Consider the following 16,080-nt stretch of genomic DNA (forward strand, 5'->3'; position numbering starts at 1 on the left):
CTGCAAATTTTTCAACATACTATTTAAACACGTATATAACCCTCTCAGGCCATTCGCCTTGAGAGGTTTTTTTATGGACACATGGCCAACAATAAATAAAAGAGAGGAGGAAACTACATGGCACAAAATGAGCTATTAGATGGCCCATCTATGGCAAGAGCGTTAACGCGCATTGCACACGAAATTATTGAACGTAATAAAGGAATCGATGAATGTATTTTAGTTGGTATTAAAACACGAGGTGCCTTTCTTGCAAGACGTCTTGCAGAACGAATTGAAAAAATTGAAGGCAAACCGATCCGTACAGGGGAGTTAGACATTACCCTTTATCGAGATGATTTAACGACAAAGCATGATAATGAACAGGCACATGTTGAACAAGTAGATATTGATGATGTGGTCGTTAATCAAAAAATTATTTTAGTCGATGATGTACTTTACACAGGACGTACAGTACGAGCAGCACTTGATGCAGTAATGGATTTAGGGCGACCTTCACAAATTCAACTTGCGGTACTGATCGATAGAGGTCATAGAGAACTACCAATAAGAGCTGATTATGTTGGCAAAAATGTACCAACATCTGGCGCTGAGCGTATTATCGTAAATTTACAAGAGGTAGACGGAGAAGATTGCGTCATCATTTTTAAAGAAGACTAACTATAAAGTGAGGAAACCTTATGTCAAATGCAGTATTAGATATTAAAGATAAACCGACCCCAGTCCAACTAGTGACATTAAGTTTCCAGCACATGTTTGCCATGTTTGGGTCAACGATCTTAGTTCCTCAGTTGGTTGGTCTGAGTCCTGCGATTGCCCTTTTAACAAGTGGAATTGCTACACTGTTCTTCTTATTAATTACGAAATTTCAAGTGCCAGCCTATTTAGGTTCATCCTTTGCTTTTATCGCCCCAATTTTACTTGCCGCAGGTGGTTTAAATAAAGATGGTTCAAGTGTAAATCCAGGTCATGCGATGATTGGTGCGATGGCCGTCGGGATTACATATGGTATCGTATCCCTAATCATCTGGAAAAGCGGCTACAAATGGATTATGAAAATTTTACCGCCGATTGTAGTAGGACCTGTCATTATGGTAATTGGTCTTGGACTATCAGGGACAGCGGTAAATATGGCGATGAATGTAGATGATAAATATAGCTTTTTACACTTCTCAGCAGCGTTAGTGACATTATTTACAGCTATCATTTTCACGATTTTCTTTAGAGGTATTTTAAGCACAATGCCAATCTTAATTGGCTTAATCGTGGGATATATTTACTCAATGATGATCGGAATTGTAGATTATTCACCAATTGCCAAAGCAGAGTTCTTTGCAAAGCCTGATTTTTTAATCCCAGGAGTTCACTACAACTTTGAAATTACAACGAAGCTACTACTAACAATGGTGCCAATTGTTATCGTAACTATTTCAGAGCATATTGGTCACCAATTAGTATTAGGGAAAGTTGTGAATCGAGATTATATTAAAGAGCCAGGCTTACACCGTTCACTTTTAGGTGATGGAGTTGGAACATTTATAAGTGCATTAATCGGTGGTCCACCGAAAACAACTTACGGTGAAAATATCGGTGTTCTTGCTATCACACGTGTTTACAGTGTGTATGTCATCGCAGGTGCAGCAGTCGTAGCTATTTTACTATCATTCTTCGGGAAAGCAATGGCAGTGATTGCAACGATTCCAACAGCTGTACTTGGTGGGGTATCCATCTTGCTTTTCGGTATCATTGCAGCAAGTGGATTACGAATGTTAGTGGATAATCATATCGACTTTGGAAATAGTCGTAACTTGGTCATCGCCTCTGTAATTTTAGTCATTGGCATCGGTGGTGCGAAGTTCGTTATTTCGGAATCACTAAGTATCGAAGGTATGGCATTAGCAGCGATTATCGGGGTTGTTTTAAATGCTATCCTACCAGGTAAAAAAGAAGCGGAAATACCAGTACCGTACAATCAAAATAAAAATTCATAGAAGTACCTTTTAATGAATTGTCCAGAGAGGCAAAAAAAGGGAAGTTGTAGATAAGCTAGTAGTAGGAGTGTATCCTGCTGTAGTTTGTCACGCCTCCTTATGCCTCGTTGATGACATCAACGAGGCTTTTATTATCTCACCCCTGAAGGTGAGATGAATGAAGATCCTCCGGCGGCTGTCGCAGATTTTTGAAAGGAATGAATAAAGGATGTTCGCCTAAAGCCCTCGCTTCCTGCGAAAACGGCTAACTGACCTACATCGTGCAGGCTTGAGCACAATTCAAAATCCGGACGCAATTACGCCAAGGCGAAATTGATTTTATAAAACGTTAGTTATACATAACGTTCATGAAACACAACCAAGTGGAGGTACATGATGAAAAACTTATTATCGATGGAACATTTAACAATTGAAGAAATTAACCACATTCTAGATCGTGCGCAAGCTTTTGAGAATGGTGAAGCATCATCATTATCTCGCCCACACAACGTCGCAAATTTATTTTTTGAACCAAGTACACGTACGAAAACAAGCTTTGAAATGGCAGAGCGCAAAGTTGGTTGCATCGTTATCCCGTTTGATGGAAGCTTTTCGAGCGTCTCTAAAGGGGAGACATTGTACGATACGGTAAAGACGCTAGAAATGATTGGCATGGATGCAGTAGTCATTCGCGCAAAGGAAGATGCGTATTACAATGAACTACTTGAAGATATCAATGTATCGATCATTAATGGAGGTGACGGCACTGGTCAGCATCCGTCTCAATCATTATTAGATCTTTATACAATCAAAAAAGAGTTTGGTTCTTTTGAAGGGTTGAATGTGACAATTGCTGGAGATATATGCCATAGCCGAGTAGCGAAATCGAATGCATTAGCGTTACAGCGCTTAGGGGCAAATGTTCATTTCCTTTGTCCAGAAGAGTGGCAAGGCAGTTTTGAAGCACATCATTCTTGGGATGATTTAATCGAAATAAGCGATGTAATTATGTTACTTCGTGTACAGCATGAACGTCATAAGGTAAATAAAAGCTTCTCAAAAGAGAGCTATCATCAAGAGTACGGTTTAACAATTGAACGTGAGAAACAAATGAAAGAAAAGGCCATTATTATGCATCCAGCACCGGTCAATCGTGATGTAGAAATTGCGTCAGAGCTAGTAGAATGCGAGCGTTCTAGAATTTTCGAGCAGGTTCGTAACGGTGTCTATACACGAATGGCTATTGTTGAAACAATATTAAAGGGGAGAGAGTAACATGACAAAGGTTCTTCAAAATGTACAAATGCTAAATGAACAAGGCGAGTTACAAACAGTAAATATCGCTATGGCGGATGGCAAAATTACGGCAATAGGTCAAAACGTCAATGTAGTAGGCGCTGAAATAATCGAAGGAAATGGTTTAGTTGTTGCACCAGGCTTTGTCGATGTTCACACACATTTACGTGAGCCGGGCTTTGAACATAAAGAAACAATTGCTACAGGGTCAGCATCGGCAGCAAAAGGCGGCTTCACAACAATTTGTGCAATGCCAAATACAAAACCAGTGCCAGATTCAGTAGAAAATATGCAGCTGATTAACGGTCTTATTAAAGAAAGTGCAGTTATTCGAGTACTTCCATATGGCTCCTTAACAAAAGATATCTCAGGTGAGGTTCGTACAAGTATTGAAGAGTTAAAAGCACATGGGGCTGTCGCATTTTCAGACGATGGTGTTGGTATTCAGCTTGCATCCACAATGTATGAGCAAATGAAGGATGCCGCACAGCACGATATGGTAGTTGTCGCACACTGCGAAGATAACTCATTAATTTACGACGGGGTGATGCATGAAGGGAAGCGTAATCAAGAGCTTGGTTTACCAGGAATTCCATCGATTTGTGAATCCGTTCAAATTGCACGAGATGTGCTACTGGCAGAAGCAGCTGGAGCACGCTACCACGTATGTCACGTATCTACGAAGGAATCTGTACGTGCAGTACGTGACGCGAAGGCAGCGGGTATTCGTGTCACTGCAGAAGTTTGCCCACATCATTTATTACTTGAAGAAATGGATATCCCATCAGATGATGCGAACTGGAAAATGAATCCTCCATTACGTGGGGCAGATGATAAAGACTCGCTTCACGCAGCTATGCTAGACGGCACAATCGATTGTATCGCTACAGACCATGCTCCACATACAGTAGAAGAAAAATGCTGTGGGATGGTTGGTGCTCCATTTGGCATTGTAGGCTTCGAAACAGCGTTCCCACTGCTTTACACACAGTTTGTAGAAACGGGGAAATGGTCGTTAAAACAGTTGATTGACTGGATGACTGTTAAGGCAGCTCAAATTTTTGATTTACCATATGGCACTTTAGAAGTTGGTGCTGCGGCTGATATGATTTTAATTGATTTAAATAAAGAGCAAACAATTGATGCAGAGGGCTTTGTATCAAAAGGACGCAATACACCATTCAATGGTTGGGTTGCAAAAGGGTGGCCGGTCCTAACTATTTTTGAAGGCAATATCGTATACCAGGAGGTAGAGTAATGAAAAAACGTTTACTTATTTTAGAAGATGGCACAGTATTTACAGGTACAGCATTCGGTAGTGAGCGAGCTTCGCAAGGTGAGGTTGTATTCACAACAGGGATGACAGGTTATCAGGAAACAATTTCAGATCCTTCATTCTACGGACAAATCGTTACGTTAACTTACCCTTTAATCGGGAATTACGGTATTAACCGTGATGACTTTGAATCAATCACACCAGCTATTCGTGGATTTGTAGTTCGTGAATTAGCAAAAACACCTTCAAACTTCCGTTGTGATTTAACGGTAGATGAGTATTTAACTGCAAAGGATATTCCGGGGATTGAAGGTATCGATACACGAAAATTAACACGCATTATTCGCAGTAAAGGGTCAGTAAAGGCTATTTTAACAGCGGCTGATGAAGAAGTGAATGTGGATGAAGTCGTAGCAAAATTACAGGCAACACCAGCGATTACACATCATGTTCGTGAAGTATCACCGAAAGCAGCCTACCCATCACCAGGTCGTGGCAAACGAGTAGTATTAATTGATTACGGTATGAAGCACGGTATTCTACGTGAGTTAAACAAACGTGATTGCGATGTGCTTGTAGTCCCTTACAATACACCAGCAGAAGAAATTTTAGCGTGGCATCCAGATGGCATTATGCTGTCAAACGGTCCAGGTAACCCTGAAGACGTAGTAGAAGGCATTGAAACTGTACGTAATTTAATCGGAAAAGTGCCAATGTTCGGTATTTGCTTAGGTCACCAAATCTTCTCGCTAGCATGCGGGGCACAAAGCTTTAAATTACCATTCGGTCACCGAGGTGGTAACCATCCGGTAAAAGATTTACGCACAGGTCGTACAGATTTAACATCTCAAAACCATGGTTATGCAATCGACATCGAGTCATTAAAAGATACAGATTTAGAAATAACGCATATCGCATTAAATGATGGTACTTGTGAAGGTGTACGTCACAAGAAATATCCAATCTTCACGGTGCAATATCACCCAGAAGCATCACCAGGTCCAGAAGATTCAAATCACCTATTTGATGAATTTATCGAAATGATGGAAGTAGAAGCAGGGAAGGGGAAACAACATGCCTAAACGTACAGATATTGAAACTATTTTAGTAATCGGATCAGGTCCAATCGTTATCGGACAAGCAGCAGAATTTGACTACGCAGGAACACAAGCTTGTCTTTCATTAAAAGAAGAAGGCTATCGCGTTATCTTAATAAACTCAAACCCTGCAACAATAATGACAGATACAGAAATTGCCGACAAAGTATATATTGAGCCAATTTCACTAGAGTTTGTTTCACGTATTTTACGTAAAGAACGTCCAGATGCAATCCTACCAACACTTGGTGGTCAAACAGGTTTAAATATGGCCATTGAATTAGATAAATCGGGGATTTTAGATGAGCTTGGTATTGAAATTCTTGGAACAAAATTAGAAGCGATCCATAAAGCAGAAGACCGCGATTTATTCCGTAATTTAATGTATGAGCTAGGTGCTCCGGTTCCTGAATCAGATATTATTCATAACTTAGACGAGGCGAAAAACTTTGTAGCGAAAATTGGCTACCCAGTAATCGTTCGTCCTGCCTTCACACTTGGTGGAACAGGCGGCGGTATTTGCTACAACGATCAAGATCTAGAGGAGATTGTTACTTCTGGTCTAAAATATTCTCCAGTAACACAATGTTTACTAGAAAAATCAATCGCTGGCTATAAAGAAATTGAATATGAAGTAATGCGCGACGCTGCCGACAACGCTATCGTTGTATGTAACATGGAAAACGTTGACCCAGTTGGTATTCATACAGGTGACTCTATCGTAGTGGCCCCTACACAAACACTTTCAGATCGAGAAAACCAAATGCTACGTAATATTTCATTAGATATTATCCGAGCACTAAAAATTGAAGGTGGCTGTAACGTCCAGTTAGCACTTGATCCATATAGCTTTAATTACTATGTGATCGAAGTAAACCCTCGTGTATCACGTTCATCAGCGTTAGCATCAAAAGCAACAGGCTATCCAATTGCCAAGCTAGCAGCAAAAATCGCAGTTGGTTTAACATTAGATGAAATCAAAAACCCTGTAACAGGTTCTACGTATGCTTGCTTCGAGCCAGCTCTAGACTACATCGTGGCGAAAATTCCACGTTGGCCGTTCGATAAATTCGAATCAGCAAAGCGTAATCTTGGTACACAAATGAAAGCGACTGGTGAAGTAATGGCACTTGGTCGTACATTTGAGGAAGCTATGCTCAAAGCAGTGCGCTCACTTGAAACAGGTCAAGTTCACTTAGAGCTGAAACATGCAGAAGAGAACACCGATTCTTGGATTGAAAAACGTATTCGCAAAGCAGGTGACGAGCGTTTATTCTTCATCGGTGAAGCACTGCGCCGCGGTGTAACAATTGAGCAAATCCATGAATGGTCTGCCATTGACTTATTCTTCTTAAATAAATTCAAAAACATCGTAGATATGGAACAAACACTTGCTGACCATAAAAACGATAAAAATGTGTTACGTACAGCAAAACGTCTAGGCTTTGCAGATAAGAAAATTGCCGAGCTTTGGGCAACAACACCAGAAGAAATATATGCATATCGTAAAGAAAATGGCATTATTCCTGTCTATAAAATGGTTGATACATGTGCAGCTGAGTTTGAATCTGAAACACCATACTTCTATGGCACATATGAAGATGAGAACGAATCGATTAAATCAGATAAGCCGTCAGTTGTTGTACTTGGTTCCGGTCCAATCCGCATTGGTCAAGGGGTTGAATTCGATTACGCAACAGTACATTCAGTATGGGCAATTCAAGAAGCGGGCTACGAAGCAATTATTATTAACTCGAATCCAGAAACAGTATCTACTGACTTCTCGGTTTCAGATAAATTATACTTTGAGCCATTAACAATCGAAGACGTTATGCATATTATCGACCTTGAGCAACCAATTGGAGTAGTTGTACAATTCGGTGGTCAAACAGCTATTAATCTAGCTGATAAATTAGCTGCCAACGGGGTGAAAATCCTAGGTACAACGCTTGAAGATATCGACCGTGCAGAAAACCGAGATAAATTCGAGCAAGCATTACGTGACTTGGACATTCCGCAGCCACAAGGTGAAACAGCTGTATCTACAGAGGAAGCTCTTGCGATTAGTGAACGACTAGGCTTCCCTGTACTAGTTCGTCCATCATACGTATTAGGTGGACGTGCGATGGAAATCGTCTACAACCAAGAGGAATTAAAACATTATATGGAGAATGCAGTAGAAGCATCTCCAGATCATCCAGTATTAGTAGACCGCTACTTAACAGGTCAAGAAATCGAAGTAGATGCTATTTGTGACGGCGAAAATGTCTTAATCCCAGGTATTATGGAGCATATCGAGCGCGCAGGGGTTCACTCTGGTGACTCTATCTCTGTATACCCGCCACAAAAATTAACGCAAGCACAAAAAGATACGTTAGTGGATTATACAACTCGCCTTGCAAAAGGTCTTGGCATCGTAGGCTTAATGAACATTCAATATGTCATTTCACAGGGCGAAGTATTTGTCATCGAGGTTAACCCGCGTTCATCTCGTACAGTACCGTTCTTAAGTAAAATTACAAACATTCCAATGGCAAATATTGCAACGAAAGCGATTCTTGGTAAATCAATCGTAGAACAAGGTTACCCAACAGGCTTAGCGCCAGAGCAAAAAGGTGTCTTCGTTAAAGTGCCAGTATTCTCATTCGCTAAATTACGTCGTGTAGACATTACACTCGGGCCTGAAATGAAATCAACAGGTGAAGTAATGGGGAAAGATGCAACATTAGAAAAAGCACTATACAAAGGCTTAGTTGCAGCAGGTATGGAGATTCGTACAGAAGGAACAGTATTGTTCACTGTGTCCGATAAAGATAAAGAAGAAGCAATTGCACTTGCAAAACGCTTCTCAACAGTAGGCTATCGTATTGTCGCAACTGAAGGTACAGCTAAAGCGTTTGAAGATGCGGGCGTACGCACAGATATAGTTGGCAAAATCGGTGCAAAAGGTGAAACATTAATCGATTTAATTCAAAACGGAGAGGCACAGCTTGTTGTCAACACTTTAACAAAAGGTAAGCAGCCGGCACGTGATGGCTTCAGAATTCGTCGTGAGTCTGTAGAAAATGGCGTACCTTGCTTCACTTCATTAGACACAGCGGAAGCGATGGTTCGAGTTATTGAATCAATGACATTCACAGCAGAACAAATGCCAAAAGCGGAGGTAGTACATTAATATGATTCGTCAAGAGAAAATGACGGTCGTCTCTCAAAAGCAAATTGCGACAAGCATTTTCGAATTGACACTTCGTGGAGAACTGGTTCAGGATATGACACCTGGCCAGTTTGTCCATGTAAAGGTGTCAGATTCAATGGAGCCGCTTTTACGTCGACCAATTAGTATTGCAAATATAGATAAAGACAACAACGAATTTACAATGATATATCGCGCGGAAGGTCGCGGAACAAAAGTGCTAGCGACAAATCGTGAAGGGCAACTTGTCAATGTCCTTGGTCCAATCGGTAATGGATTCCCTGTAGAGAAAGTAAAAGAGGGAGGCACAGCTCTCCTAGTTGGTGGGGGAATTGGCGTACCTCCATTACATGAGCTTTCCAAGCAATTGAATGCACGTGGTGTTAAAACAATTCATGTGTTAGGCTTCCAATCGGCAGATGTATGCTTCTATGAGGAACAATTTAGTGCCCTTGGCGAAACGCATTATGTAACGGTTGACGGTTCTAAAGGAACAAAGGGCTTTGTGACAAATGTTTTAGAGTCACGAGCACCTGAATTCGATGTCTTTTATTCTTGCGGTCCGCTACCAATGCTAAAAGCACTTGAAGGCTTTTATCCAGAAAAAGAAGGTTATTTATCATTTGAAGAGCGTATGGGCTGTGGGATTGGTGCTTGCTTTGCATGCGTATGTAAAACAACAGATCAAGTAGCAAAAGACTATGTCAAAGTATGCTCTGACGGTCCAGTTTTCCCGAAAGGTACGGTGGCATTATGAGTCGTTTAAACATTCAATTACCAGGCTTAGATTTAAAAAATCCAATAATGCCAGCATCCGGTTGCTTTGGCTTTGGACGTGAATATGCACAGCTTTATGATTTATCCAAGCTTGGCGCTATTATGATTAAAGCAACGACTGTGGAAACACGTCCAGGCAATCCAACTCCACGCGTCGCAGAAACAGCAGCAGGGATGTTAAATGCCATTGGTTTACAAAATCCTGGAATCGAAAAAGTAATGAATGAAGAATTAAAGTTTTTAGAAGCGTATGATGTACCAATCATTGCAAATGTTGCTGGTACAGAGACAGCGGATTACGTAGAAGTAGCGCAACGCATTTCTACAGCACCAAATGTGAAAGCATTAGAGCTTAATATTTCTTGTCCGAACGTTAAATGTGGTGGTATTCAATTTGGAACAGACCCTGCAACTGCACGTGAGCTAGTGAAAGCTGTCAAAGCAGTTTCTGAAATGCCAGTATACGTGAAATTATCTCCTAACGTCACGAATATCGTAGAAATTGCACAAGCTGTTGAAGCGGGTGGTGCAGATGGCATTACAATGATTAATACACTAATTGGTATGCGTTTAGACGAGCGTACAGGAAAGCCCGTGATTGCCAATGGTACAGGTGGCTTATCTGGTCCTGCCGTAAAGCCAGTTGCGATTCGTATGGTCTATGAAGTGTATAAGGCTGTCAATATTCCGATAATTGGGATGGGTGGCGTGACAGAAGCACAGGATGTTATTGACTTTATGTCGGCTGGCGCATCTGCAGTTGCTGTTGGAACAGCGAACTTTGTCGATCACTTCGTTTGTCCAACTATTATTGATGAACTACCAGCAAAGCTCGATCAATTAGGAGTGGAGCATATTTCAGAAATTATCGGAAGGAGCCATCGTTAATGAATACAAAACCAATACTTGCACTTGATTTTCCTGGGGAAGCAGAAGTATTTAACTTTCTAAAGCACTTTAACGAGCCTCTTTTTGTGAAAATTGGTATGGAATTATATATGCAGGAAGGGCCAGATATTGTCCGAAAAGTAAAAGATCTAGGTCATGATATTTTTCTAGATTTAAAGCTACACGATATTCCTAATACAGTGGGCTCTGCTATGAAAGGTTTAGCAAAATTAGGGGTAGATTTAGTCAACGTTCATGCGGCTGGCGGACGTCCAATGATGGAGGCAGCACTTGAGGGGCTTGAAGCGGGTACCCCTTCAGGGCGTGAACGTGCGGCATTAATTGCTGTAACACAGCTGACGTCTACAACAGAAGAGCAAATGCAGTCAGAGCAAAAAATTGCTTTATCTTTACAGGAGTCTGTATTACATTATGCAAGCTTAACAAAACAAGCTGGTTTAAATGGTGTTGTCTGCTCCGTACATGAAGCAAAAGCTATTGCTGAAGTGTGCGGTGAAGATTTCCTACGTGTGACACCTGGTATCCGATTAGCAGGTGGCGACGCACACGATCAAAAGCGCATTGCAACTCCAGACGGCGCAAAGCGTGACGGTTCTTCATTAATCGTTGTTGGACGTGCCGTTACAGGTGCACAAGATCCAGTAGCAGCATATAAAATCGTAAGTGAATTATGGGAGGCATAACTATGACATTACAAAATGAAATCGCACACGCTATGTTAAAAGTAGGTGCAGTAGAATTAAATCCAACAGAACTATTTACATGGGCATCAGGCATTAAATCTCCAATCTACTGTGATACACGTCTGACAATTTCTGACCCTGTCATTCGTAAGCAATTAGCAAACGGTCTAGCATCTATTATTAAAGAAAACTTTGGTACAACTGAAATCGTAGCAGGTACAGCAACAGCGGGCATTCCACATGCAGCTTGGGTAAGTGATATTTTAGAATTACCAATGGTTTATGTACGCTCTAAAGCAAAAGAGCATGGCCGTGGTAACCAAATCGAAGGAAAATACGCAGCAGGTCAAAAAGTCGTAGTAGTAGAGGACATCGTTTCTACAGGCGGCTCATCCATTACAGCTGTGGAAGCCTTACGTGCAGCAGGCTGTGAAGTACTAGGCGTTGTTTGCGTCTACACATACAACCTTCCACGTGCTGAACAAGCATTTGAAGAGGCAGGCATAAAATATGTATCTCTAACAAATTTTGATTATTTAATTGAAGCCGCTAATGAATCAGGCGCTATTAAAGAGGAAGATATTCCATTCTTAAAAGACTGGCATGGAAAATTAAAAGCAGGAGAGCTTTAACGGGTGTCACGGAGTCGGAAAGGCATTCTTATCCATGCGATAACGGCTAAGTGACCTGCATCGGTCAAAGGCCACGGCTTGTGGCATTACCGAAATGATCGACCTCATATCGGCCCTCGTGCAGGCCTATACACAAAGCCGATTCCCGACGCAATGATGCCGAGGGATAATTGATATAAAAAAGGGTGGTATGAATTTTTTCATACCACCCTTTCATGTTGTTCTATTATGTCAAACTAAATAAAGCAGGGCTCTTCGGCAAAACGAGGGGGTTGTTTCCGGATCGCTGATAAAATGCCAAGAATCGCTGATAACATCGAGAAAACCGCTGATAAAATGCCAAGAATCGCTGATAACATCGAGAAAATCGCTGATAACAATTTCAAGAACCGCCGATAGCATCATGAATAGGACCCGAACTTACAGTAGGGGAGAAATGAGTCGCATAAGTGATTCAAGCATGCGTTTTTGAATACTACGCTTTTGAAATGACGCCCATGTAATTTCTGCAGATTCTTTAAAATCTTGTTCAAAATCATTTTTTATATCTAGCACCGTTGTAGATTCATATAGGATCGCAATGATTTCATAGTTAAGCTCAAAACTACGAATATCCATATTTGCTGTACCAATTGATGCAACTTCATCATCAACAAGTACAATCTTAGCGTGCATAAAAGCTTCTTTAACGCGGTAAATGGAGACACCCGCTTTTAGCAGCGGTGTAAAGTATGATTGGGATGCTTGATCACTAATGATACTATCGCCTTTTCCTGGGTATAGAATGCGGACATCTACTCCAGAAAGTGCACTCAAACGTAATAATGTTAATGTTTCCTGATCAGGAATGAAATATGGAGTGGCAATCCAAATTGACTTTTTGGCAGAGCCCATAATTTTCAATAAAGCATTTCGAATATTTGTATCATCTGAGCTAGGTCCACTTGCGACGATTTGTACGGCACCTTCTGCTTGATGAATTCCTTGACTAGGAAAGTATGTGCTATCCATAAATTGATTCCAAGATTCCATGTTTAAACTACTAGTGGCATAGAGAAAATCTTCTAGAAAAATGGCCTGCAGTTTAGATATTGCTTTTCCTGCTATTTTTAAATGACTATCACGCCATATAGGAAACTTCTTTGAACGTCCAAGATATTCATCTCCGACATTGAGCCCACCTGTAAAACCAATCGTCCCATCTACAATAACAATTTTACGATGGTTACGATAATTGACGGTTTCTAATAGCCAAGGTGAAAGAATAGAATCAAATTCAACTACTTCAATCCCTGCATCCTTCATTGGTTGTAAAAAACTCCTACGTAATTTATTACTGCCGAGTCCATCGTAAAGAAAGCGTACGATCACGCCAGATTTTGCCTTCCTAATTAAGGCATCTCGTATGGCTGTACCGATTTCATCTGATCGATAAATATAGTATTGAATATGAATATGATGTGTAGCATTTTCAATGGCTTGTAGGATTTCGGAAAATGTTTCATTCCCGTTTGTTAGGAGCTTTGTTGTTGTCTCATTCGCAACAGGACCACCGCCAAATTTTTGGATAATTTGAGTCAAATAGGTGGATCTTTCATTTAGAGAAGAAGAGTTGTCTAAGTTAAAACTTCTCCCTTCTAAAATCTCACGGAATATCATTCTTTTCTCTTCTGAACGTTGTAAATGTTTCTTTCTTCTCCAACGACTTCTTCCGAACAGTAAGTACAGTAGTACACCGATAACAGGAAGAATGGCTAATATTAAAAACCAAGCTAATGTACTTTGCGGGGAACGGTTTTCAATAAAAATAACGAAGGAAATCCCAATAATTGTGATAGGCAATAGTATGCCGATTAAGGTATATAAGGAAATGATGGACTTATTTAAGACGATGAGCAAAATTGCCGCAATTGCAAATACAAATAGTAATTGGACTACGCGATTCTTCATATGTATACATTTTCACCTATTCTTTTTTCAATTTTTATAACAGGAAGTAGTACTTTAATAGTTTTATGATAAATTGTTTTCTTGTTATTTACAATATAGACACTTCTATGTTAGCTGGATATTGTAAGTAATGGGACAATCTATATATCCTTTACTGTGAATCAAAACAGATAAACAAGTTCGGAATTAACTTTGTACTTAGGCCTGCATGAGGGCCAACACGATGTCGCGATCACAACGGTAATGGGAGACTGAGGTTCTTCTATTATAAGCGGATATGTACACTCGCTGAAAAGTAACTTAAACCTACATTATTAGACCACCTATAGGGAGGGGAGATACCAGTACCTGTCGCGAACATTTGTTGCTGTCGCTTTGCTTTCGCACAGAAAACATTTGATGCTGTCGCTTTGCTTTTGCACAGAAAATATTTGATGCTGTCGCTTTGCTTTCGCACAGAAAATATTTGTAGCTGTCGCTTTGCTTTCGCTGCAGATAAGCCGGGATAAATTGGATATTCCCGATAATAATTCTCCTAAATGATAAATCAACTTAACGGAAAATAATAATTAACAATTCATTTAGCGTAATATTTACCACTTAAAGCCATGAAATATTTGGAATATTCACAATAATGGAATAATTTATTCAAAAAACTAATAGTAAAAAATTTATAAATTATTTGTAAGAGGTATGTATATTTTTATCGAAGAAAAATAGAAGTTTAATGTTATCTAAATATAATAAAATATATGTAGTTCGTGATATTTTTTATTTTATAAATAATAAATATTTATTGCAATTATGTATTTTAATGAATAAAATAAGTTTTTTTATTAATATTTAACCATTATTTTACATTAATTATTTTATTGAAATAATAGAATGTTGAAATATGAAATAATAAATAATGAAAATTTGTAAACTCGATTTCTAATGATTTTGATGATGATGTAAAGTCGAAATTGTATTTATTTTTACAATAATTTAAAAATGTACTTGATTTAGTATATTAATTCTAGATAAAATGATGATACAATTAATTGTCAGATAATTCTTTTGTTGGAATAATAGTTCGGGAATGAGAGTGATTATTAATGACAACAATTTATTTGAAATTAAGATGTTAATTATATTCAAGGATGAAAATGTTTTAATTTTTCTGAAAATTGAAATGCACGGTGAAAAAAATATTAAGTAAACCGTATAAACAAAAACAAATTCATTTAAATTGAATATGGCCTTAGTAAGTTGGTTTTTTCTTTTGATTTGATAGGGAGGTAATCGTGTGACAAATAATCATGAAATGATTATTGAGATTAATAATTTACGTACAAGCTTTCGGCGAGCAGATGAATATTTCGCTGCAGTAGATGGTGTTGATTTGCGCATTCGAAAAAATGAGGTGCTTGCAATTGTAGGTGAGTCAGGTTGTGGTAAAAGTACTTTAGCTACATCAATTGTTGGGTTACATAATCCTATCAACACAAAAATAGAAGGTGAAATATTATATAAAGGTAAAAACTTGGTAGATATAACCGAGCAGCAATATACCCAGTTACGCGGTAGTGATTTCGGTTTTATTTTCCAAGATCCACTGGCTGCACTGAATCCGTTAAAGAGAATCGGTTTCCAAATTGAAGAACCGCTTATATACCATACTGATTTAAATGAAGCACAACGCCGTGAGCGTGCAATGGAGTTATTACAGCAAGTAGGTATACATAACCCGGAACGTATTTATAAGCAATATCCGCATGAATTATCAGGTGGTATGCGACAACGCGTAATGATAGCGACAGCGATTGCATGTAAGCCACCTCTTATTATAGCTGATGAACCAACAACGGCATTAGATGTAACGATTCAAGCGCAAATACTAGATTTATTAAAAGAATTACAAATAGAAACTGAGTCAGGCATTTTGTTAATTACCCATGACTTAGGTGTAGTAGCTGAAGTAGCAGATCGTGTTGCAGTCATGTATGCTGGACAAATTGTCGAAGAAGCGCCAGTTATTGAATTATTTAAAAATCCTAAACATCCATATACACGTTCGTTATTGAACTCTATCCCTCAATCCCATCAGGTAAATGAAAAGTTAGAGGTTATTCATGGTATGGTTCCTTCATTATTTAATTTGCCACGTGGAGGTTGTCGCTTTGCACCACGTATTCCATGGATTGACGAAAGCGCCCATGAGGAAAATCCAATATTACATGAGGTAGGACCAGAACATTTTGTTCGCTGTACGTGTTGGAAAGACTTTCACTTTAAGAAGGATGGGGGAAAATAAT

The 16,080-nt window shown here is 39.4% G+C and carries 12 protein-coding genes; 11 read left to right on the forward strand and 1 reads right to left on the reverse strand.

The genetic code is table 11. The features are described from left to right. Nucleotides 1-117 precede the first annotated feature (117 nt). The 10 genes from pyrR (at nt 118) to pyrE (ending at nt 11,833) form a co-directional block, all read left to right on the forward strand. Nucleotides 118-660: a bifunctional pyr operon transcriptional regulator/uracil phosphoribosyltransferase PyrR gene (pyrR, locus tag MY533_RS04035; protein WP_132357518.1), complete on the forward strand. Its 543-nt coding sequence runs from the start codon at nt 118-120 to the stop codon at nt 658-660. Between the two features lie 20 nt (nt 661-680). Further along, a complete protein-coding gene (locus tag MY533_RS04040) occupies nt 681-1,991 on the forward strand; it encodes a solute carrier family 23 protein (RefSeq protein WP_132357516.1) in 1,311 nt (436 codons plus the stop codon). Nucleotides 1,992-2,366: 375 nt separating this feature from the next. Beyond that, the gene (locus MY533_RS04045) at nt 2,367-3,245 is read left to right on the forward strand and encodes an aspartate carbamoyltransferase catalytic subunit (RefSeq protein ID WP_132357892.1); all 879 of its coding nucleotides are present in this window, start codon (nt 2,367-2,369) and stop codon (nt 3,243-3,245) included. Between the two features lies 1 nt (nt 3,246). Next, on the forward strand, nt 3,247-4,524 hold the full coding sequence (locus MY533_RS04050; protein WP_248718114.1) for a dihydroorotase: 1,278 nt from the start codon (nt 3,247-3,249) through the stop codon (nt 4,522-4,524). Then, nucleotides 4,524-5,624 carry a carbamoyl phosphate synthase small subunit gene (locus tag MY533_RS04055; protein WP_132357512.1) on the forward strand — a complete coding sequence of 367 codons (1,101 nt, stop codon included), beginning with the start codon at nt 4,524-4,526 and terminating at the stop codon, nt 5,622-5,624. The genes MY533_RS04050 and MY533_RS04055 overlap by 1 nt, the downstream gene beginning before the upstream one ends. Continuing rightward, entirely contained in the window at nt 5,617-8,814 is a 3,198-nt protein-coding gene (carB, locus tag MY533_RS04060) for a carbamoyl-phosphate synthase large subunit (protein ID WP_248718115.1), read from the forward strand. The genes MY533_RS04055 and carB overlap by 8 nt, the downstream gene beginning before the upstream one ends. A gap of 1 nt (nt 8,815) precedes the next feature. Continuing rightward, entirely contained in the window at nt 8,816-9,589 is a 774-nt protein-coding gene (locus MY533_RS04065; protein WP_248718116.1) for a dihydroorotate dehydrogenase electron transfer subunit, read from the forward strand. Further along, nucleotides 9,586-10,497: a dihydroorotate dehydrogenase gene (locus MY533_RS04070; protein ID WP_248718117.1), complete on the forward strand. Its 912-nt coding sequence runs from the start codon at nt 9,586-9,588 to the stop codon at nt 10,495-10,497. The genes MY533_RS04065 and MY533_RS04070 overlap by 4 nt, the downstream gene beginning before the upstream one ends. Then, the gene (pyrF, locus tag MY533_RS04075; RefSeq protein WP_248718118.1) at nt 10,497-11,201 is read left to right on the forward strand and encodes an orotidine-5'-phosphate decarboxylase; all 705 of its coding nucleotides are present in this window, start codon (nt 10,497-10,499) and stop codon (nt 11,199-11,201) included. Before MY533_RS04070 ends, pyrF begins: the two co-directional genes overlap by 1 nt. A gap of 2 nt (nt 11,202-11,203) precedes the next feature. Further along, nucleotides 11,204-11,833 carry an orotate phosphoribosyltransferase gene (pyrE, locus tag MY533_RS04080; RefSeq protein WP_248718119.1) on the forward strand — a complete coding sequence of 210 codons (630 nt, stop codon included), beginning with the start codon at nt 11,204-11,206 and terminating at the stop codon, nt 11,831-11,833. A gap of 420 nt (nt 11,834-12,253) precedes the next feature. Here the strand turns inward: pyrE and MY533_RS04085 are convergent, their stop codons facing one another. Further along, nucleotides 12,254-13,783: a cardiolipin synthase gene (locus MY533_RS04085; RefSeq protein ID WP_248718120.1), complete on the reverse strand. Its 1,530-nt coding sequence runs from the start codon at nt 13,781-13,783 to the stop codon at nt 12,254-12,256. A 1,306-nt stretch (nt 13,784-15,089) separates the two neighbouring features. Here MY533_RS04085 and MY533_RS04090 point away from each other — a divergent pair. Then, nucleotides 15,090-16,079 (forward strand): ABC transporter ATP-binding protein, encoded by a 990-nt coding sequence (locus MY533_RS04090; protein WP_248719143.1) that lies wholly within the window; start codon nt 15,090-15,092, stop codon nt 16,077-16,079. Nucleotide 16,080 lies beyond the last annotated feature (1 nt).

The organism is Lysinibacillus sp. Ag94 (assembly GCF_023242215.1).
GTDB lineage: Bacteria > Bacillota > Bacilli > Bacillales_A > Planococcaceae > Lysinibacillus.